Genomic DNA, 19,785 nt, shown 5'->3' on the forward strand with positions numbered 1-19,785 from the left:
CTTTGCTGTCTTCAATATCTCAACACCTGCCCGGACTTGCTGACCACGAACTTGCGCACATCCGCAAAGCCCGGCGGGTTACGCTCGGCCAGCACCTGAAACGGGCGCTGGGGCAGGATGATCGAGCGCTGGGTCCGGGTGGCTCCGGTCTCAGCCCCCTGCCCACCAAACGGGTCGAGCGCAAAGACCTCGCGCTCAACGGTCGAGAACCACCCGGCGCGCTCTTCGATGACCTCTTCGCTTTCCAGTTCCTCGGTGGTCCAGGCCAGTGCCCAGTCCTGACCTTGCGGAGACTGCGCGTCCTCCAGCACCTGCCGCAGCGGGCCAGATTGTTCGGTATAGGCCGAGGAATACATTGGACCCACATGGATGCGGCGCAGGTGTTTGGGGTGCAGGTCATCGAAATCCTGATCGAAGCCTTTGGCGATGGTTACCAGCTTCAACCCGCCCAAGGATTGCGCCATCAGATGCGCCTGAACCTCGGGCCAGCGGCGTTGGTCCTTGGGCAGGGCGGTTTTGCCGCTGTCCTCAAGCTGCATCAGGTAGATGACCGGCAGGTTGATCTGGCTGTCATAAACCGCCCAGTGGATCATGAACCTACGCCGTTCACCTTCATTTCCGATCCAGTGACATTCGGGATCGTTGCGGGCCCAGAACAGCTGGCCTTTCAGCAATTCCTCGTAATAGAGCCTTTGGGACAGCGCGAATTGCAGCTTGGTGGGGATTTCCTGATCGCTAATGATCGTCCGCACCATGTCGGTTTTCAGGTCCTCTTCCGAGGGCATATTCGCCAGATGCACCTGCGCCTGCTGCGCATCGTTAGCCATGGTCAGCAACTCGGCCGCCACCGGAAACCCGCTGTCGCGTTTGTCCATCGCAAGGCTGCCAAAGAACCGCCCGGTATCGCGCCCGACCAGCAGGTATTTCATGGATAGCGCGCGGAAGGTGTAGAGCAGCCCCGAGAGGTAGCGCGACACGATCCGCACCTCTTGTTTGCTGATCGCGCCCTCCGCCTCCATCGTCGCGGCCACGCGCAGGAGATGGACGGTGATCACCTCGAATTTGCGGAAGTAGCGGCGCGAGGCGAAGGTGTCGGTTAGTCCCACATGGTCTTTTGTGGGGTCAGTCATGCATCACCGCCACCAATATCGGTCAGGTTTAGATTGGGAGGCTGAACGTCATCGCCGTCGGCACTTGTGGGTACGCTGTTGATGCCTTGCGACCTACGGAACATTTCCAATCGATAGGCCGACCACAAAGCGCCGATAACGCCAACGCCGCACAACAGATAAAACCCATTCACCATCATCGTCAGAAAGAATGCGAGGAATACGAGACCAATTGCGCCCCAAACAAGCTCACCGTTTCGCTCAACCCAAGTCTTGTTGCTATCTTGCTCTAAGAAAAATGGCATTCGTTGTGATCACTCTCGAGTTCATCCGCCATACAGGTTCTTATCATGCTTCTCGACAATCGACGCGAACCGGCGGGCAAAGCGTTCATCCGCCTTGGCCTTTTTCTCCAGCACGTCGCGGGCAAAGACCATGTGGTCCTCATGCGCCTCAAGCATGTCCGCCATTTTCTGGTTGGTCGCGGTGCCGATGGCGGCCATGGCGGTTTGGGCCTCTTGGTCGGTCTGCACGCCAATCTCGTTGATGCGGTGGGCCACGTCCTGCTGCTGCGCGGTTTTCAGCGATTTGGTCAGGGCGTCATACAGCACCACGCGCTGTTGCGTGTCTGTCTGCAGCTTGTTGATCAGCACCATCTGCGTCGCCGCCTGGTTCTGTAGTGAATCGACCCAGGTCTTGCCCTTTTCAATATAGCGCTCAAGCGTTTGGCTTTTGGCCAGCTTGACCTGCTCTTCCTGAACCTTGGCGTTGTATTGCTTGTTCAGCTCGGCCAGTTCGGTTTCCAGCTGGGTGCGCGCGGCGGCGTCTTGTTCGACGCTGATCTTGTTTTCCAGCGTGATAATAGCCGGGTCCATGCCCTGAATCTCGGCGCGCAGCGCCTCCAGCTCGGCCACGGTCGCCTCCCGGTCGTCCAGCGTGCCGGTCAGGTTGTCCTCGACCTTCACGCGCTGTTCTTCCAGCACGGACAACTGCCCTTCCAGCAGCTTCACGATCACGTCGGATTTGGCGATCAGGTCCTGCAGCTTGTCGTCGATATTGGCGGTGCGCATCCGCTCCTGCCGCATCGACTCGGATTTGGCCTTGGCGAAGATGCCGACAAAGCTCTCCCACCCGGTTTTTGAGCGCATCTCGTCGAAATCCTTGGAAAACGCGTTGGTGACGTCGTCCAGACCCATGATCAGCTCGGCGATATTGGCGTTCATCACCTCGGTATGGGCGTGAACGTCCTCAAGCGTGGCATTTTCGATGTCGATATCCGCCTCAGTGGTGCCGATCTTGGCCCGTGCGGCCTCGATCCGCGAGGTCAGCCCCTCGATCTGTGACTGGCTTTCACGCACTTTCGCCTGAGTCTCTTCGATCAAGGCTTCAAATTGCTGGTTCGACATCTCTGCTATCCCTTTTTTTCTTTAATTACCCAATTAGATAGGGAATGTTACGGCCATTTACATCCCCTCGGGCCCGAAAATCATTCAGACTTTGGCAAACTCGCACTGAAAAAGATAGGCGCGATGCGGGACCTGATCCGGGAAGTGTTGACGGATTGCACAAAGGCCATCCGCCTCAGGTCTGGCTTGATCTGCCGCCGATAGTGGACATAGACAATCCCGGCGCCACCTGCTTGTGTGCGCGAGACACAATTCCTGCCGGAGGCCGACCCATGCTGGACGCAACAACCGACCTGAAATCCATCCTGAAGAATCCCGACTTGCTGGTGACCAGGGCTTATATCGGCGGCCAGTGGGTGGATGGGGATAACGGCACTTTTGCCGTCACCAATCCGGCACGCGGCGATGTGGTGGCCGAGGTGGCGGATGTCAGCCGCGCACAGGTCGCCGGGGCGATCGCACAGGCGGAGGCGGCGCAAAAGGAATGGGCCAAGCTGACCGGTAAAGAACGCGCGGCCATTTTGCGCCGCTGGTACGATCTGATGATGGAAAACGCCGAGGATCTGGGCAAGATACTGACCGCCGAACAGGGAAAGCCACTGGCCGAGGCCGTGGGTGAGATCGGTTATGGTGCATCCTTCATCGAATTCTTCGGAGAAGAGGCCAAGCGGGTCTATGGCGAGACGATCCCCGGCCACCAGCGCGACAAACGGATCATGGTGATGAAGCAGCCCATTGGCGTTGCGGCCTCGATCACGCCCTGGAACTTTCCCAACGCGATGATCACCCGCAAGGCCGGGCCGGCGCTGGCCGCCGGTTGCGCCTTTGTTGCGCGCCCGGCAACGGAAACCCCGCTGTCGGCGCTGGTGCTGGCCGCGCTGGCGGAACAGGCGGGCATTCCCGCCGGCGTGTTCAACGTGGTGCCATCGTCCCGGGCCAGCGAGATCGGCAAGGAGTTCTGCGAGAACCCGGGCGTGCGCAAGCTGACTTTTACCGGCTCGACCGAAGTGGGGCGCATTTTGCTGCGCCAGGCGGCGGATCAGGTGATGAAATGCTCGATGGAGCTGGGCGGCAACGCACCGTTCATCGTGTTCGACGATGCCGATCTGGATGCCGCCGTCGAAGGCGCGATGCTGTGCAAGTTCCGCAACAACGGTCAGACCTGCGTCTGCGCCAACCGTATCTATGTGCAGGCCGGGGTTTACGACGCATTCGCCGCCAAACTGAAAGCTGCGGTCGAGGCGCTGAAAGTGGGCGATGGTCTGAGCGACGGCACCACGACCGGTCCGCTGATCAACGATGACGCGGTCGCCAAGGTCGAAGAACACATCAAGGACGTGACCGACAAGGGCGGCGCGGTTCTGACCGGCGGCCTGCCCCACGATCTGGGCGGCACCTTCTTTCAGCCCACCATCGTCACCGGGGTCACGCAGGACATGCTGGTGGCGCAGGACGAGACCTTCGGGCCGCTGGCCCCGCTGTTCCGGTTCGAAGACGAAGACGACGTGATCGCCATGGCCAATGACACGATCTTTGGTCTGGCGTCGTATTTCTATGCCAATGACCTCAGCCGCGTCTACAAAGTGGCCGAGGCGCTGGAATACGGCATCGTCGGCGTGAATACCGGCATCATCTCGACCGAGCTGGGCCCGTTCGGCGGCGTCAAGCAATCCGGTCTGGGCCGCGAAGGCAGCCACCACGGCATGGAAGACTATCTCGAAATGAAATACGTCTGCCTGTCAGTCTGATCTGATCCGGCCATCGCCTTTAGGCGGTGGCCATTCTTTATGCGCTTGTCATCAAACTGAATCGCAACCGTCACAAAACCGCAATGAACGGCGACCATCCCTCTGGCGTCCAACCCAGAGAGGATAAACACCGATGTCACTGCGCTTTGTCTGCCTGACATCTGCCCTTGCCCTGACCGCCGGTCAGGCCGTGGCAGAGATGAATTTCAACCGGATTGCGTCTTTCCCCGTCGTCAAGAACATGGCTGAGGGGGCCGATACCACCCGCGAAACCTCGCCCGAGATCATCGCGGCCACCGCCGATGGCATGACGCTGGTCTATACCGACAGCCCGCTGGGTGTGATCGGCATGGTCGATATCACCGACCCTGCGAACCCCGCGCCGCTGGGTGCGATGGATGTGGGTGGTGAGCCGACTTCGGTTGGGATCATTGGTGAGACGGCCTATGTCGGCATCAACACGTCGGAAAGCTACACCGCGCCATCGGGCAAGCTGATTTCTGTCGACATCGCGAGCAAGGCGGAAACCGCCGCCTGCGATCTGGGCGGTCAGCCCGACAGCGTTGCCGTCGCCCCAGATGGCAGCTTTGTTGCCGTGGCAATCGAGAATGAGCGGGACGAAGACCTGAACGATGGTGTCATCCCGCAGCTGCCCGCCGGGTCGCTGGCCATGGTGCCGCTGAAAGACGGCGCGCTGGAGTGTGCAGGCATGAAGATGGCCTCGCTGACCGGTCTGGCCGAAGTTGCGCCGACCGACCCCGAGCCGGAGTTCGTGGATATCAACGGCCTTGGTGAAACCGTCATCACGCTGCAGGAAAACAACCACATCGCGGTTGTCGACAAGGACGGTACCGTGGTCAGCCATTTCTCGGCAGGCAGCGTTGATCTGGAAGGTATCGACGCCACAGACGAACGCGGCGCGCTGATCTTTACCGAAAGTCAGCCGGGGCGTCTGCGCGAGCCGGACGCGGTAAAGTGGATCGACGACACCCACTTCGCCACCGCCAACGAAGGCGACTACGAAGGCGGTTCGCGCGGCTGGACGATCTTCCACAAAGACGGCACCGTTGTTTACGAGAACGGCACCGAGTTCGAGAAAGCCATCATCCAGATCGGCCACTACCCCGACAAACGCTCGGACAGCAAAGGCGTTGAGCCGGAAAGCGTGACCGCAGCGACCTTTGGCGGCACACCGATGATCTTTGTCGGGGCCGAGCGCGCCTCGGTCGTGGGGGTCTATGACGCCACCGACCCGGCGAACCCGGTGCTGAAGCAACTGCTGCCCTCGGGCATTGGCCCGGAAGGCTATGTGGCGATCCCGGAACGCAACCTGCTGATCTCGGCCAATGAGAAAGACCTGATCGAAGATGGCGGCCCGCGCGCGCATGTCTCGATTTTTGAGTATCAGGACGCCCCCGCCAGCTATCCGCATCTGACCTCGGAAGGCGCGGACGAGCTGATTGGATGGGGTGCGCTGTCCGGTCTGGTCGCAGATGAGGACGGCATGATCTATGCGGTCAATGACAGCTTTCTACGGCTTCCAGCCGTCGATCTTCAAGATCGACCCCAGCCGGACCCCGGCCCACATCGTAGACGTGATCCGAATTCACCGCCAGGACGGCAACCCGGCGCAGAAGCTGGACCTTGAGGGCATCACGCTGGACGGCAACGGCGGCTTTTACGTCGCCTCCGAGGGCCGTACTGACCGCGTGATCCCGCACGCGATTTATCACGTGTCTGCCGATGGTCTGATCAAGGACCGCAAGGGTGAGATCGGCCTGCCAGCGGAACTGATGGCGGTCGAGAAACGCTTTGGCTTTGAGGGTATCACCAAGGTTGGCGACACCCTTTGGATGGCCGTTCAGCGTGAGTGGAAGGACGACCCCGAGAACCACGTGAAACTGGTTGCCTACAATCTGGACACCAAAGAATGGGGCGCTGTGCACTATCCCAAGGCGGACCCGGACAAAGGTTGGATCGGCCTGTCGGAAATCGTGGCCTTCGGCGACCATGTCTATGTCATCGAACGCGACAATCAGCATGACCACCGCGCCGTGACCAAAAAGATCTACCGCATCCCGCTGTCCGAGATGACCCCGGCCCCGCTGAGTGGCCCTCGGCCCGTGGTCAGCAAGGAAGAGGTCCGCGATCTGCTGCCCGACCTGACCTCGACCGGTGGTTACGTTCTGGACAAGATCGAAGGTCTGGCCATTCTGCCCTCGGGCGAGGCGTTTGTGATGACCGACAATGACGGCGTCGACGATGCCTCGGGCGAGACGATGTTCTGGTCGATCGGGTCGGTAACGGCTGGGAATTGATCTTCATCCCACCTTGCTGATGGGCTCCGCGCGAACCGCGCGGGGCTTTTTCTTTTGTATGCGGTTTTGCGCCCTTTTCAGCATTTGCCTAGTGAGGGGTCACATGTATTGTCTTTTTAGGCTTATTGGGAGTTGAGATGAATGCGACTTAAGTTGCTCCTGAGCATCTCGCTTGTTCTCTGCCCTGTGCACTTGCAGGCAGCCGGATTTGAGCGAATGTCGATCCCAACCACACCGCCAATCGACATCGGAATCTGGTATCCGTCCTCCTCTCCTATTCCGCAGTCACCAAACACGCCTTTCCGTCAGGCGTTGGCGCTTGGTGGCCAAGTCGAGGGGAATGGCCTACCCTTGGTTCTGCTGTCGCACGGAAATAACGGCTGGATGGGAGGGCACGCGGACACCGCTCTTGCATTGGCCGAAGCCGGGTATATCGCAGTTGCTCCGACGCATCGTGATGACAATAGCAAGTCTGGCAGTGCGTCTCCTGCTGAATGGCTGGTATCTCGTCCGGCGGATATCTCGGACGCAATCAAATACATGCTGTCCGACTGGACACATGCGGATCGCATCAATCCAGAAAGGATCGGCATTTTCGGCTTTTCGGCGGGCGGTTACACTGCGCTCGTCGCCGCCGGCGCCATTCCCGATTTTTCTTTGGCAGCCAAACATTGCGCCTATGTACCAAACGAATACACGTGCCGAATGGGATTACTGAATGAAGTCAATCCCTCAGAAATCGGACCGCAAATACGTGCTGTCGCCGGCAGTGTACGAATTTCTGCGGTGAGTATTTCGGCACCGGGGTTCGGCTACAGTTTTGACAAAGCAGCTTTGTCTAACGTCACTATGCCTGTCCAGATTTGGTCCGGCGCTATTGATGACAGCGTTCCCCATGATACAAACGGGGCGAACATTGCTGCTAATCTACCGAATGCACCGGAAGTTCATATTGTCGAAAACGCCGGGCACTTTGCCTTTCTAGTCGAATGCGATTCACGTCTTAGGGACATTAAGCCCAAACTGTGGAACAGACTGTGTATGGACGCCGATGGCTTTGATCGGGGTGCCTTTCACAAGATTTTCAATAAAAAAATCATCGCGTTCTTTGACACGGCACTAGCCCTTCAGGCCAATTAATAAGCGCTTGCTTTGCCCCGCAAATTGGGCGTTCCACCCTCCAATCCACGCCCAAAACACAACGCCCCGCGTCTGGAGGAACGCGGGGCGCATGGTGCGATGACCCAGAGAGGAGAAGATCATCGCGGCGTGGTGATCGACCGCCTTAGTTCACGGCCTTGGCGTCGACCACGTCCTTTTCGATGGCATTGGCCGAAGAAATCTCGATCCGGCGCGGTTTCAGCGCTTCGGGCACTTCGCGCTTGAGGTCGATGTTCAGCATGCCGTTCTCATGGCTTGCGCCGGTGACGCGCACGTGGTCAGCCAGAGCGAAGCGGCGCTCGAACGCGCGGGTGGCGATGCCACGGTGCAGATAGCTGCGCTCTTTTTCGTCGGTGGCCTTCTTGCCGGCGACGATCAGCGCGTTTTCCTTCACTTCAACCGACAGATCGGCTTCGGCGAAACCAGCGACAGCAACCGAGATGCGATAGGTGTCGGCGTCGGTTTTTTCAATGTTGTAGGGCGGATAGCTGGGCTGGGCCACGTCGTTGGTCAGAACGCGGTCCATCATGTCGGCGATCTGGTCAAAGCCAATGGTGGCGCGGTGCAGCGGTGCAAAATCAAATGTACGCATGTGTCATATCCTCATGTCAGAGCGATCTACGTTTGCCCTCCGATCGGACGGGCGGTGATGTATCCCGGGCCCCGTTTGCGGCGACCCGATACAGTTCACATGGGTAGCGGTTTGACCGAGTTCAACCCCCGCCGGAGCTGATGAATTTGGCGCCTGAATCCGATTTGCCCGACCCGACCTGCAAACGGCGGATCGCGGCCTTGGGCTGCGGCGCATCCCGACGCAGGATCGTCTTGAGTTCGGCAACGATGCCAGACAGTTCCATGCCGAATCCCACCTTCTGACGGCCATCGGATCCGACAGCGGACACAACCGACAGAATCTGCCAGCGCGGGCCGTTTCGCGCCAGCAGGGCAGAACCGGACGACCCAAAGGTAATGTCGCAGTTGAACGTGATCAGACCCTGCCGCCGTTGCAGAATACGGCAGGACCGCTCGCGGGTGATCGCCTCGGACCGGCCGCGCCCGTATGAGGCGATGCTGACCTCATTTCCAGCGACATTCCCGCTGTGCAGGGCAAAAGGGTCGGCGACGGAATAGGGGATCGGCTGTTCCAGCCGCATCAGGGCGACATCCGATCTGACGGTCTCGGCCGACAGCACCGGGCCGTTCACATAACCCGGATGTATCGCGATCTGCACCACCTTGCGGTCGGCCAGAGCCTTGCCGTCACTCAGCCCGGCCCGAAAAGTCACCTTGCCGGGGGCATAGGGCGTACCGGTGCGCCGTTCGATTGCGCAATGGGCTGCGGTCAGGACCAGATCGCGCGCGATCAATGTCCCCGTGCAAAACCCCTGATTGCCGATATCCAGACGTCCGACGGCCTCCCACCCGTAAAGGTCGTCACGGTCGGTCAGCTTGCGCTTGCCGCTTTGCGCCTGCGCCATCGTCGATGCGATCGCAAGGCTGAACAGAAGGCCGATCAGGAGCCGCGTCATGGCTTGATGAACCGGGCACCGATATTGCGGTTTGCCCCGCCCTGCGACGAAGAGGCAGCGTAACCCCGCCCCGCTGTAAGTTCGGCCTGCAACAGTTGAACAGAGCCTTCGACCGCGGTGGCAACAGAGACGCGCTGCCCGTTGAACTCGGCCTTGGCGGCCACCACGGACACCACGCGCGGGCGGTCGCCGTCAAAGGAAAAGACCGGCGCGCCCGAGGACCCGAATTCCACATCGCAGGACATCACCAGAACTTCGGACCGGCGGGTCATCACGGAACACACCTCTTGCAGCGCCGGGGCTTCGGCCCGGTTCTGGGCGTAAGAGACCACGCCCACCTCAGCCCCCCGACGCGGCCGGTCGCCGGTTTCAAACGGGATGACGGTGGTGTTCCGAATGGGTTGCCACAGCTCGATCAGCGCGATGTCACTGCCCAGCCGCGCCGCAGAGCCTTGGTCGCTGTACCGGTAATCGGGGTGAATGACCGCCTGACGCGCCGCCCGATAGGCCGAAGCCCGGCCCAGACGCCACGCGGCCAGAAACTCGACCTGAGACAGATCGATCCGTTGCCCGGTTGCCCTGTCATACAGGCAATGCGCAGCGGTCAGAACCAGCGTCGGAGAGATCAGCGTGCCGGTACAGAATCCCGCGCCATTGATGTTCAGGCGGCCAACGGCCATCCACGCCCGCCCGGAATCGGTGGTTTCCAGGCTTTTGAGCCCGCTGTCCTGCGCCATGGCGGCCATTGGCATCATAGCCAGCGCAATAGCCCTGATCCAGTTTCGCAATCGGTTCTCCGGCGTTGCTGTCAGGTAATCTTCCTATGCGCCGGGTGAGGCGAAAATAGGGCGGATACGCAACGCCGGGTTTCACCCGACAACTGATGCACCCCTGCATCAGCCGCGCTTATCTGAGATCCGGAACCGCCGGTCCGGTCGCTCGGCCAGGCCGCAACGCAGGGGGCATGGGACCGCCCGTGGCCCAATCCAGCAATTCGACCGTGTGCAAAATGGGAATGTCGGTGCCGGAACCGATCTGCATCATGCAACCGATGTTGCCCGCCGCAATGACATTGGGGTTTTTCGCCTCGATCATTTTGATCTTGCGTTGCTTCAGCTTGCCCGAGATTTCGGGCTGCATCAGATTGTACGTGCCTGCGCTGCCACAGCACAGATGGCTATCAGCAGGCTCTAACACGGTAAATCCGGCCGTTTTCAGCAGGTTCTTGGGATGCGATTTGATCCCCTGACCGTGCTGCAGGGAGCAGGCCGCGTGATAGGCCACGGTCAGGCTCTTGGGTTCCCCTTCGGGCAGGTCCAGTTGCACCAGCAATTCGCTGACATCCATGGCAATTGCCGATACCCGCGCCGCATCTGCCGCCAACGGATCGTTGCGGAACATGTGCCCGTAGTCCTTGACCGTCGTGCCGCAGCCTGACGTGTTGATGACGATAGCGTCCAGCCCCTTGTCGTCCATTTCCGCGGTCCAGGCCCTGATATTGGCCTCGGCGGCCCTGTGGCTGTCGCGGGATTTACCCATGTGATGGGTAAATGCGCCGCAACAGCCGGCGCCCCGGGCCACCACGACCTCACAGCCCAGCCGCGTCAGCAGGCGGATCGTGGCGTCGTTGATATCGGTATTCAGCGCCTTTTGCGCACAGCCCGTCATCAGCGCCACCCGTTTCAGACGCGGGCTTTTGGCGGCAAAGCTCTGCGGGTCATCGTTGCGGCTGACCGGAGGGATTTGTTTCGGCGCCATATCCAACATCGCCCGCAGGCGCGCATCGGGCATCAGGAAGCGGAACGGGCGGCCCAGCTTTGCCCCGATCAGCGCCCAGCGAAACCGCGTCGGATAGGGCAGGATCTGCGCCAGCACCCAGCGCAGCGCGCGATCCGTGAAAGGCCGTTTGTAATTCCGTTCGATATAGTCCCGCGCGTGGTCGACCAGATGCATGTAATGCACGCCTGACGGGCAGGTGGTCATGCAGGCCAGACAGGACAGGCAGCGGTCGATATGTTTGACCGTCTTCTCGTCCGGCACCCGCTCATTTTCCAGCATGTCCTTGATCAGGTAGATGCGCCCGCGCGGGCTGTCCAGTTCATCGCCCAGCACCTGATACGTCGGGCAGGTGGCGGTGCAGAACCCGCAATGGACGCAACTGCGCAGGATGTCATTCGAGCGCCGGATCGCCGGGTCCTGCAGTTGTGTCTCGGTGAAGGTCGTCTGCATCGGATTATCCCATCAGTCCCGGGTTGAACACGCCGCGCGGGTCGAATTTCTGCCGAATCCTCTTTGTCAGAGCCGAAATTTGGGCTGGTTCGGGCTGAAACCGGCCCAGCGCCTCGGCGGTCGCGGCGCTGGCCCGCACCAGCGTCGCGTGGCCATCGAATGCACCCAAACAGGCGCGCAGATCGGTATCAGCGGGCACCAGCGCCCAGATCAGGCCGCCGCCCCAGTCGAACAAAGTCCGCTCCGCATCGAGACGTGCGGCCACCGCAGGCGCATCCGTCGGTTTGACCGAGATGCGCCAGACATCGCCGCCCTGCCCATGAAAAGCGCTGACGTCGCGCACTGCACGCCACGGATCAGGTTGGTCGTCTGTCCGGGCCGTATCGCCGAAGCCGGACAGGGCGGCCTGCAACTGCCCGGCCCGGTAGGTGACCGAATCTGCAAACCCCTCAACCCGCAGCAGGGCGCATCCCTGGTCGGGATCATAGGCCGCACCGCTGACCTCGTACGGCGACTTCAGCGCGGCGGACAGGACCTGAACAGCGGTCTCGGAGTTTGGAACCTGAACGGCAAGAGTGGCGGTTGCCTCGGGCTTCGGCAGCACTTTCAGCGACACTTCGGTCAGCACACCCAGCGTGCCCCAGGACCCGGCCATCAGCTTGACCAGATCATAGCCGGTCACGTTTTTCATCACCCGGCCGCCGTTCTTGACCACCTGTCCCGTGCCGTCGACAAAGCGCACACCCAGCAGAAAGTCGCGGCAGGCCCCGGCCTGAATGCGGCGCGGGCCGGAGACATTGGCGGCCACCACACCACCGATGGTCGGCTCCCCGCTGGTGCCCAGCAGGTCACGGTGATCCATCGGCTCAAACGCCAGTTGCTGGCCTTCGGCCTCCAACGCGGCCTCGATCTCGGCCACGGACGTTCCGGCCTGCGCCACGAGGGTCAGCGCACCGGGTTCATAAAGGGTGATGCCGCTCAGACCAGCGGTTTCAAGGCACGGTCCCAGCCCGGCAATGCCGCGGGTGCCGCCACCCGCGATGCGCACCGGATCTGTCAGCCCGGCCACGATATCGGCCAGTTCGGCCTCTGTCTCTGGTCTCATCGCGTTTCTTCTGTGTTAGAGCCTGTTATTCGGCCGCAATCCGGGCCGCACGACGTGCATCGGATGCCTCCAGCGGGAATATTTTGGCGGGGTTCAGTAGCCAGTTCGGGTCGAACACGTCCTTGATTGCCATTTGCGCCTCAAGATCGGAAGGCGCATATTGATGCGTCATCAGATCCCGCTTTTCGATGCCCACCCCATGTTCACCGGTCAGACAGCCGCCCACATCCACGCAGAGTTTCAGGATGTCGGCGCCAAAGGCCTCGCATTTCTCAAGGTCACCGGGTTTGTTGGCGTCGAACAGGATCAGCGGGTGCATGTTGCCGTCGCCCGCATGAAACACGTTGCCCACCGGCAGACCGTACTCGGCGCTCAACTCGCCGATCCGGCGCAGCACTTCGGGCAGCGACGAGACCGGGATTGTGCCGTCCAGACACATATAGTCGTTCAACTGGCCCATCGCCCCAAACGCTGATTTGCGCCCCAGCCAGATTTTCGCGCTTTCCTCAGCCGACTGGCTTTCGCGCAGCTCGACCGGGTTGTGGCGTTTGGCGATCTCGATGATCTTCGACAGTTGATGGTCGATCTCGGCCTCAGACCCCTCCACCTCGACAATCAGCAACGCGGCGCAGTCGGGATAGCCCGCATGGGCGAAGTTTTCACAGGCTTTGATGCACAGCGTATCCATGAATTCGATGGCAACCGGCAGGATGCCCGATTTGATGATATCCGACACGCATCGCCCGGCGACCTCATTGTCATCAAAGCCCATCAGAACGGGCCGCGCCCCTTCGGGCTTGCGCAGGATGCGCAACGTCGCCTCGGTCACGACACCCAGCTGCCCTTCGGACCCGCAGATGACACCCAGCAGATCAAGCCCGCCGGCATCCAGATGCGCGCCACCGATTTCGACCACGCTGCCATCCATCATCACCATGGTCACGCCCAGCAGGTTGTTCGTCGTCACGCCGTATTTCAGACAATGCGCCCCGCCCGAGTTCATCGCGATATTGCCGGCAATCGCACAGGCCAGCTGTGACGAGGGATCGGGTGCGTAAAAGAAATCCTCTTCCTCGACCGCGCCGGTCACGCTCAGATTGGTGCGGCCGGCCTGCACGCGGATGACGCGGTTGTCGTAATCTGTTTCAAGCACGTCGTTCATCCGTGCAATACCCAGAATAACGCAATCTGCGGTCGGCAACGCCCCGCCCGCCAGCGACGTGCCCGAGCCGCGCGGCACTACTGGCACGTCTTCCTCGTTACAGATGCGCAACACGTCAGACACCTCTTGCGTCGTGGACGGCAGCACCGCCAGCATCGGCGGGCATCTGTAGGCGGTCAGCGCATCACATTCATAGGCGCGCGTTTCCGACGGATCGTGGATCACGGCATCTTCGGGCAGCACCGTCAGCAGCCGTTGCAGAACCGTGGTTTTGCGGCGCAGCACGTCGGGGTTTGGCGGTGGCATTTCCATGGCGGCTCCTCACGTTTGGTAAAATAATATTACCAATTTTCTGTTCTGGCAAGTTGAGATGCGCCGCCGTAGTGTCGCGCCCATGTCATGGATCGACCGAACTCTTCTGTTTTCTCCGCTGGATTTCGGCGGCACCGCTCTGTTGATCGCCGCCTGGCTGTGGATCGGCTGGCGGATCGAAAACCCGTCGCTGCGCAAGCCCTCGGTCGGAATGATCATGGATGCCTATCGGCGTGACTGGATGAAGGAAATGGTGACCCGCCAGCCGCGCATGTTCGACGCGCAGGTGGTCGGCACGATGCGGCAGGGCAGCACGTTTTTCGCCTCGACCACCATGATCGCCATCGGCGGCGGGCTGGCATTGCTGGGCAATACCGAGCGTCTGGCGGGCGTTGCCAAGGACCTTGCCCTGGGCAGCGCGCCCGCGCTGGTATGGGAGGTCAAGATTCTGATCATCCTGCTGTTTTTGTCCAACGCGTTTCTGAAATACGTTTGGGCGCATCGTCTGTTCGGCTATTGCGCGGTCCTGATGGCCGCAGTTCCGAACGACCCCGATGACCCCAGCGCCTATCCCCGCGCGGCACAGGCTGCGGAAATCTGCGTCACCGCGGCGCGCAGCTTCAATCGCGGTTTGCGGGCGACTTATTTTGCGCTGGCGGCAGTGGCGTGGATATTGGGCCCGGTTGCCCTGATCCTGGGCACGCTGATCACCCTTGCGATGCTGTACCGCCGGGAATTTGCATCCCATTCGCGCACGGTTTTGCTCAACACCGGATCGTGATCGCCATTCGTCCGGTCGCGCGCTAGGGTGCGTGCATGAGGTTCCTTGTCCTGTCCGCCCTGATCGCGTCTCCGGCCCTTGCCGACGATCCGGTGATTGAAAACGCAACCGCCCAGCGCAGCGGCGACAGCTGGCGATTCGACGTGACCGTCTCGCATCCCGACACAGGCTGGGACCATTACGCCGATGGCTGGCGGGTTCTGGACATGGACGGTGCGGAACTGGGCATGCGCGTGCTGCACCACCCGCATGAACAGGAACAGCCCTTCACCCGGTCGCTAAGCGGCGTGGCGATCCCGGACGGAACCCAAAAGGTGCAGATACAGGCGCGGTGCAATGTGGATGGCTGGGCTGATCAGACCTTTGTCATCACCCTGCCCTGAGATCAGAACAGACCCATTTCCAACCCGGCGGCCAGGGCCAGGCCAATCTCGCGGCATTTCTCAAGCTGGTCCCCGGGAATAATCTTCTCGGCCAGAATGGCCTCGGGCGTTTGGGCATGGGTGCAGATGATCAGCGGCGGCTGCACCTGTTTCAGCCGCCAGCCGGTGGCGATCCGCGCCGTCTGCCGGGCCGCGTTTTCACCATCCGACCCGGCGCAGATCATCTGGGCGTAGGGGCGCCCTTCGATGCGGCCCAGAACCGGATAGTAGCAGCGGTCAAAGAATTCCTTCATCTGACCCGAAATCGCCGCCAGATTCTCGGGCGCACAGAAGATATAGCCATCAGCGCGCAGCAGATCCTCGGGCCCGGCCTGTTCGGCGGGTTTCAGGAAGACGACCGCCTCATCCCGCCCGGCGTCAGCCGCCGCTTCGGCCATCTGCCGGCTGCCACCGGTGCGCGAATGGTAAACGATCAACAGCTGCGCCATGTCAGACCCGGTGATAAGGACCGCCCGACAGGATGGTTGCGGCCCGGTAGAGTTGCTCGGCCAGCATCACACGGACCAGCATATGGGGCCAGACCATCGAGCCGAAGGAAATGGAAAAATCGGCCTCGGCCCGCAGATCAGGGTCTATACCGTCGGCTCCGCCGATGATCAGCGCCAGATCCTGCCGCCCGGCATCTCGCCAGCCGCCCAGTTTCTGCGCGAAATCGGGTGAGGATAACACCCGCCCCCGCTCGTCCAGCGTGCAGATCACCGCGCCCCTGGGCAGCGCCTTGCGCAGCAGCGCTGCCTCGGCGCCCATACCAGCGTTTTTCTTGTCCTCGACCTCGATCACGCGCGCGGGGCCAAGGCCCAGGCTGCGGCCGGTCCGGTCAAATCGGGTCAGATAGTCATCAAGCAGGGTCTTCTCCGGTCCGGCACGCAATCGCCCGACCGCAACTATGCTGATACGCATGTCTCTCTCGCCTCCGGCCCCTCAATACAGGCCGGGATGGCGCCTCAGTTGGCCGAGGCGCTGCCGCCCTGAGGCAGCCACATCTTTTCCAGCTGGTAGAATTCACGCACTTCGGGGCGGAAGATATGAACGACCACGTCGCCCGTATCGATCAGCACCCAGTCGCCGGCATCCTTGCCTTCGACCTTCGAGGTGAAGCCGAATTCCTGCTTGATGCGATCCGTCAGCTTTTCCGCCATGGCCGAGACCTGGCGGGTCGACCGACCCGAGGCAATCACCATGTGATCCGCGACAGAAGACTTACCTTGCAGGTTGATCTGCACGACGTCTTCGGCCTTGTCATCGGAAAGTGAGGAAAGGATGCGTTCAAGCAGCTTGTCGCTGATTGACTGAGAGTGGGCCATTACACTGGCACCGTCATCGGCGGGCAAACCCGCCTGAGTATGTAGAGACAGGACATAGTCCTCCTTTGCTGCGCGCCGCTCATCCCCGGCGCCGGGGTACTAATAAGGTAACAAGCGGATTGCAACATTTCAATGAAGGGCCGCCCGGATGCGCGCACGGCGGGTCACTCTTTGGCGACCTGTTGCGGGTCCGCGCCGCCTGACAGCAGCCGAACCTCGCGCTGGGGGAAGGGGATCGAGATGCCTTCTTCGGCAAAGGCGTCCCACAACGCCAGATAGACATTGCCGCGGATATTCGTCAGCCCCTTGGTCGGGTCGCTGATCCAGAAGCGCAGCACATAATCCACGCTGCTGTCGCCGAAGCCGGTGATATGGCAGACGGGTTCGTGCGAACCGCCGCTCAGCACCCGCGGAACCGTTTTCACCGACCGGATCGCCGTTGCCCGTACCTTGTGCGGATCATCCGCATAGCTGGTGCCGAATTCCAGATCCAGCCGCACGAACCGGTCCGAATGCGACCAGTTCACCACCTGATTGGTGATCAGGTCCTCGTTCGGGATCAGATATTCGCGCCCGTCCCGCGTGACCACCGAGACATAGCGCGCGCCCAGCGCGTTGATCCAGCCAAACGTATCACCCAGCGAGATCACGTCGCCCGGCTTGATCGAACGGTCCATCAGGATGATGATGCCCGAGATCAGGTTCGAAACCACCTTCTGCAGCCCGAATCCGATGCCGACGCCGATCGCGCCGGATAGCAACGCAATGCCGGTCAGGTCGAACCCGAGGGTTCGGATCGCGGCCAGAAACACCGCCCCGTAGAGCAGAACCTGAATTCCCTTGGCCAACAGAACCTGCATCGAGGGCGTGATGTCGTCATTGCCCTTCAGTCCCCGCTCGGCCGCGCGGGTGCCGATACGGGCCAGCGTCAGCAGAATACCGATCAGCAGAACCGCCTTGAGGATCCCCAGCGCCGAGATGTGCAGGTCGCCGATGGATATCGCCACCCCGTCCAGAAACCCGGCCACGTCATCGGTCAGGTTCAGGGCAATCAGCGTTGCATAGATCCACATGGCCCATTTGAAGATTCGCCGCAGGGTCCGGTTGCGCACCAGCCGCGCCACCAGCGCAATGGCCAGCCAGGCGGCCGCAAGCGTGGCGATCACACCGATGATATAGCTGCGCGAGGGCCAGGTGACATGCTGCATCACCAGATACAGCCCCCAGGACATCAGCACGAAATAGACCAGGGTCAGGCGCTGCATCACTTGCACCAGCATGCGCAGCCGCCATTTCGGCCAGCCGGTGCGGGCGCGGGCCCAGGCTTCCCAGCGGGATTGCGTCATGAACCGCAGGCAAAAGGACAACGCCCAGAGCAACAGGATGATGACCAGTTGGTATTGCCGCCAGCCCGGCGTCACGATCAGATCAATCAGATTCTCGAACTGCGAGCAGAAGGCCGCCGTCATGTTCGCATAAAGCTCGGACAGCGTTTCCGGTAACAGGTCCTGGTTCATGACCGCCAGATTGACCATCCGCGTTGGGTGATGCAAGCCCGCACCCGGATTGAACCTTGATTGCCGTCCAGACGCGATATATCTCAGGCGCATGAGACTCACCATGGCCCCTGCCCCCACGTTGCAAGACCGCACGCGCCTGCGTGAACGGTTCTTTGGGGCCGCCCGCACGGTTCTGGCCCGCCTATAAGCGGCGTCCAGCCACTCGCCAGCATATCTCAATACATACGGGAGAGGACCGATGTCCCCCAAAACACTCTATGACAAGATCTGGGATGCCCATGTCGCCCACGAGGCCGATGATGGCACCTGCCTGCTCTATATCGACCGCCATCTGGTGCACGAGGTCACCAGCCCGCAGGCGTTCGAAGGCCTGCGCATGGCAGGCCGCAAGGTACGCGCGCCGGAAAAAACCATCGCGGTACCGGATCACAACGTGCCCACCACGCCGGACCGGGTGAACGGGATCGAAAACCCGGAATCGCGCATTCAGGTCGAGGCGCTGGACAAGAACGCCAAAGAATTCGGCATTCACTACTATCCGGTGAATGACGTGCGTCAGGGCATCGTACATATCGTCGGTCCGGAACAGGGCTGGACCCTGCCCGGCATGACCGTTGTCTGCGGCGACAGCCACACCGCCACCCACGGCGCGTTCGGCGCTTTGGCCCATGGCATCGGCACGTCCGAGGTTGAGCACGTTCTGGCCACGCAGACTCTGATCCAGAAGAAATCCAAGAACATGAAGGTCGAGATCACCGGCAAATTGCAGCCGGGCGTGACCGCCAAGGACATCACTCTGGCCGTGATCGGCGAGACCGGCACCGCCGGCGGCACCGGCTATGTCATCGAATATTGCGGCGAGGCGATCCGTGACCTGTCGATGGAAGGCCGCATGACCGTCTGCAACATGGCTATCGAAGGTGGTGCCCGCGCCGGTCTGATCGCACCGGACGAGACCACGTTCGAATATGTCAAAGGCCGCCCGCACGCGCCGAAAGGCGCGCAGTGGGAAGCCGCGATGGACTGGTGGAAGACGCTCTACACCGACGAAGGCGCGCATTTCGACAAGGTCGTCACTATCCGTGGTGAGGACATCGCTCCGGTCGTCACTTGGGGCACCAGCCCCGAAGACGTGCTGCCGATCACAGCGTCGGTTCCTCACCCCGAGGATTTCGAAGGCGGCAAGGTCGACGCGGCCCGCCGGTCCATCGAGTACATGGGACTGGAAGCCGGTCAGAAGCTGAGCGATGTGGAGATTGACACAGTTTTCATCGGCTCCTGCACCAATGGCCGGATCGAAGACCTGCGCGCTGCGGCGGAAATCCTGAAAGGCAAAAAGATCAAGGACGGGATGCGCGCCATGGTCGTGCCCGGTTCGGGACTGGTCCGTGCACAAGCCGAAGAAGAAGGTCTGGCCGACATCTTCAAAGAGGCCGGGTTTGAATGGCGTCTGGCGGGATGTTCGATGTGTCTGGCGATGAATCCCGACCAGTTGCAGCCGGGCGAGCGCTGTGCCGCCACCTCGAACCGCAACTTCGAAGGCCGTCAGGGTCGCGGCGGGCGTACTCACCTGCTGAGCCCCGCCATGGCTGCCGCAGCGGCAATCACGGGACGGCTGACAGACGTTCGTGAGCTGATGTAAGCTGCCCTCATATCTA

General features: G+C 61.2%; 18 protein-coding genes and 1 pseudogene. 6 read left to right on the forward strand and 13 right to left on the reverse strand.

Translation table 11 applies throughout. From position 1 onward, the window contains the following. Positions 1 to 11: 11 nt before the first annotated feature. The 3 genes from ACR0D8_RS20015 to ACR0D8_RS20025 are packed head-to-tail and all read right to left on the reverse strand — an operon-like array spanning position 12 to position 2,515. Positions 12 to 1,130: a hypothetical protein gene (locus ACR0D8_RS20015; RefSeq protein WP_480649188.1), complete on the reverse strand. Its 1,119-nt coding sequence runs from the start codon at positions 1,128 to 1,130 to the stop codon at positions 12 to 14. Then, positions 1,127 to 1,414 (reverse strand): hypothetical protein, encoded by a 288-nt coding sequence (locus ACR0D8_RS20020; RefSeq protein WP_480649190.1) that lies wholly within the window; start codon positions 1,412 to 1,414, stop codon positions 1,127 to 1,129. Before ACR0D8_RS20020 ends, ACR0D8_RS20015 begins: the two co-directional genes overlap by 4 nt. Before the next feature lie 21 nt (positions 1,415 to 1,435). Next, on the reverse strand, positions 1,436 to 2,515 hold the full coding sequence (locus ACR0D8_RS20025; protein ID WP_475155387.1) for a hypothetical protein: 1,080 nt from the start codon (positions 2,513 to 2,515) through the stop codon (positions 1,436 to 1,438). Between the two features lie 272 nt (positions 2,516 to 2,787). Here ACR0D8_RS20025 and ACR0D8_RS20030 point away from each other — a divergent pair, with 272 nt between their 5' ends. The 3 genes and pseudogenes from ACR0D8_RS20030 to ACR0D8_RS20040 all read left to right on the forward strand — a co-directional run bounded on the left by ACR0D8_RS20030 (position 2,788) and on the right by ACR0D8_RS20040 (position 7,721). Next, entirely contained in the window at positions 2,788 to 4,263 is a 1,476-nt protein-coding gene (locus tag ACR0D8_RS20030) for an NAD-dependent succinate-semialdehyde dehydrogenase (RefSeq protein WP_480649192.1), read from the forward strand. A gap of 133 nt (positions 4,264 to 4,396) precedes the next feature. Continuing rightward, a pseudogene (locus ACR0D8_RS20035) lies at positions 4,397 to 6,581 on the forward strand (esterase-like activity of phytase family protein). Between the two features lie 216 nt (positions 6,582 to 6,797). Then, entirely contained in the window at positions 6,798 to 7,721 is a 924-nt protein-coding gene (locus ACR0D8_RS20040; protein ID WP_480649194.1) for an alpha/beta hydrolase family protein, read from the forward strand. Positions 7,722 to 7,866: 145 nt separating this feature from the next. On the opposite strand, the gene ACR0D8_RS20045 is transcribed toward ACR0D8_RS20040, so the two are convergent. The 6 genes from ACR0D8_RS20045 to ACR0D8_RS20070 all read right to left on the reverse strand — a co-directional run bounded on the left by ACR0D8_RS20045 (position 7,867) and on the right by ACR0D8_RS20070 (position 14,079). Then, complete coding sequence (locus tag ACR0D8_RS20045; protein WP_480649196.1) at positions 7,867 to 8,334, reverse strand: Hsp20 family protein; 468 nt, start codon at positions 8,332 to 8,334, stop codon at positions 7,867 to 7,869. Positions 8,335 to 8,455: 121 nt separating this feature from the next. Beyond that, positions 8,456 to 9,271: a trypsin-like serine peptidase gene (locus ACR0D8_RS20050; protein WP_480649198.1), complete on the reverse strand. Its 816-nt coding sequence runs from the start codon at positions 9,269 to 9,271 to the stop codon at positions 8,456 to 8,458. Further along, positions 9,268 to 10,059 carry a trypsin-like serine peptidase gene (locus ACR0D8_RS20055; RefSeq protein WP_480649200.1) on the reverse strand — a complete coding sequence of 264 codons (792 nt, stop codon included), beginning with the start codon at positions 10,057 to 10,059 and terminating at the stop codon, positions 9,268 to 9,270. The genes ACR0D8_RS20050 and ACR0D8_RS20055 overlap by 4 nt, the downstream gene beginning before the upstream one ends. A gap of 118 nt (positions 10,060 to 10,177) precedes the next feature. Beyond that, positions 10,178 to 11,500, reverse strand: a complete 1,323-nt coding sequence (gene glcF / locus ACR0D8_RS20060; RefSeq protein ID WP_480649202.1) for a glycolate oxidase subunit GlcF — start codon at positions 11,498 to 11,500, stop codon at positions 10,178 to 10,180. Between the two features lie 4 nt (positions 11,501 to 11,504). Further along, complete coding sequence (gene glcE / locus ACR0D8_RS20065) at positions 11,505 to 12,605, reverse strand: glycolate oxidase subunit GlcE (RefSeq protein ID WP_480649204.1); 1,101 nt, start codon at positions 12,603 to 12,605, stop codon at positions 11,505 to 11,507. Between the two features lie 25 nt (positions 12,606 to 12,630). Next, entirely contained in the window at positions 12,631 to 14,079 is a 1,449-nt protein-coding gene (locus ACR0D8_RS20070; RefSeq protein WP_480649206.1) for an FAD-linked oxidase C-terminal domain-containing protein, read from the reverse strand. Between the two features lie 82 nt (positions 14,080 to 14,161). Here ACR0D8_RS20070 and ACR0D8_RS20075 point away from each other — a divergent pair, with 82 nt between their 5' ends. Beyond that, positions 14,162 to 14,860, forward strand: coding sequence for a DUF599 domain-containing protein (locus ACR0D8_RS20075; RefSeq protein ID WP_480649208.1), 699 nt, complete (start codon positions 14,162 to 14,164; stop codon positions 14,858 to 14,860). 35 nt (positions 14,861 to 14,895) lie between these two features. Beyond that, positions 14,896 to 15,243, forward strand: a complete 348-nt coding sequence (locus ACR0D8_RS20080) for a hypothetical protein (RefSeq protein ID WP_480649210.1) — start codon at positions 14,896 to 14,898, stop codon at positions 15,241 to 15,243. Between the two features lie 2 nt (positions 15,244 to 15,245). Here ACR0D8_RS20080 and ACR0D8_RS20085 read toward each other — a convergent pair whose 3' ends face one another. The 4 genes from ACR0D8_RS20085 to ACR0D8_RS20100 form a co-directional block, all read right to left on the reverse strand. Continuing rightward, positions 15,246 to 15,731: a flavodoxin family protein gene (locus ACR0D8_RS20085; RefSeq protein WP_480649212.1), complete on the reverse strand. Its 486-nt coding sequence runs from the start codon at positions 15,729 to 15,731 to the stop codon at positions 15,246 to 15,248. Between the two features lies 1 nt (position 15,732). Next, positions 15,733 to 16,203 carry a 23S rRNA (pseudouridine(1915)-N(3))-methyltransferase RlmH gene (gene rlmH, locus ACR0D8_RS20090; protein ID WP_480649214.1) on the reverse strand — a complete coding sequence of 157 codons (471 nt, stop codon included), beginning with the start codon at positions 16,201 to 16,203 and terminating at the stop codon, positions 15,733 to 15,735. Between the two features lie 44 nt (positions 16,204 to 16,247). Further along, positions 16,248 to 16,607 carry a ribosome silencing factor gene (gene rsfS / locus ACR0D8_RS20095; RefSeq protein WP_039541351.1) on the reverse strand — a complete coding sequence of 120 codons (360 nt, stop codon included), beginning with the start codon at positions 16,605 to 16,607 and terminating at the stop codon, positions 16,248 to 16,250. A gap of 164 nt (positions 16,608 to 16,771) precedes the next feature. Then, entirely contained in the window at positions 16,772 to 18,142 is a 1,371-nt protein-coding gene (locus ACR0D8_RS20100; RefSeq protein ID WP_480649348.1) for a mechanosensitive ion channel family protein, read from the reverse strand. Between the two features lie 223 nt (positions 18,143 to 18,365). On the opposite strand from ACR0D8_RS20100, the gene leuC reads away from it, so the two are divergent. Further along, a complete protein-coding gene (leuC, locus tag ACR0D8_RS20105) occupies positions 18,366 to 19,769 on the forward strand; it encodes a 3-isopropylmalate dehydratase large subunit (RefSeq protein ID WP_480649216.1) in 1,404 nt (467 codons plus the stop codon). Positions 19,770 to 19,785: the final 16 nt, after the last annotated feature.

The sequence above is a fragment of the Ruegeria sp. BG10 genome (assembly GCF_056538575.1).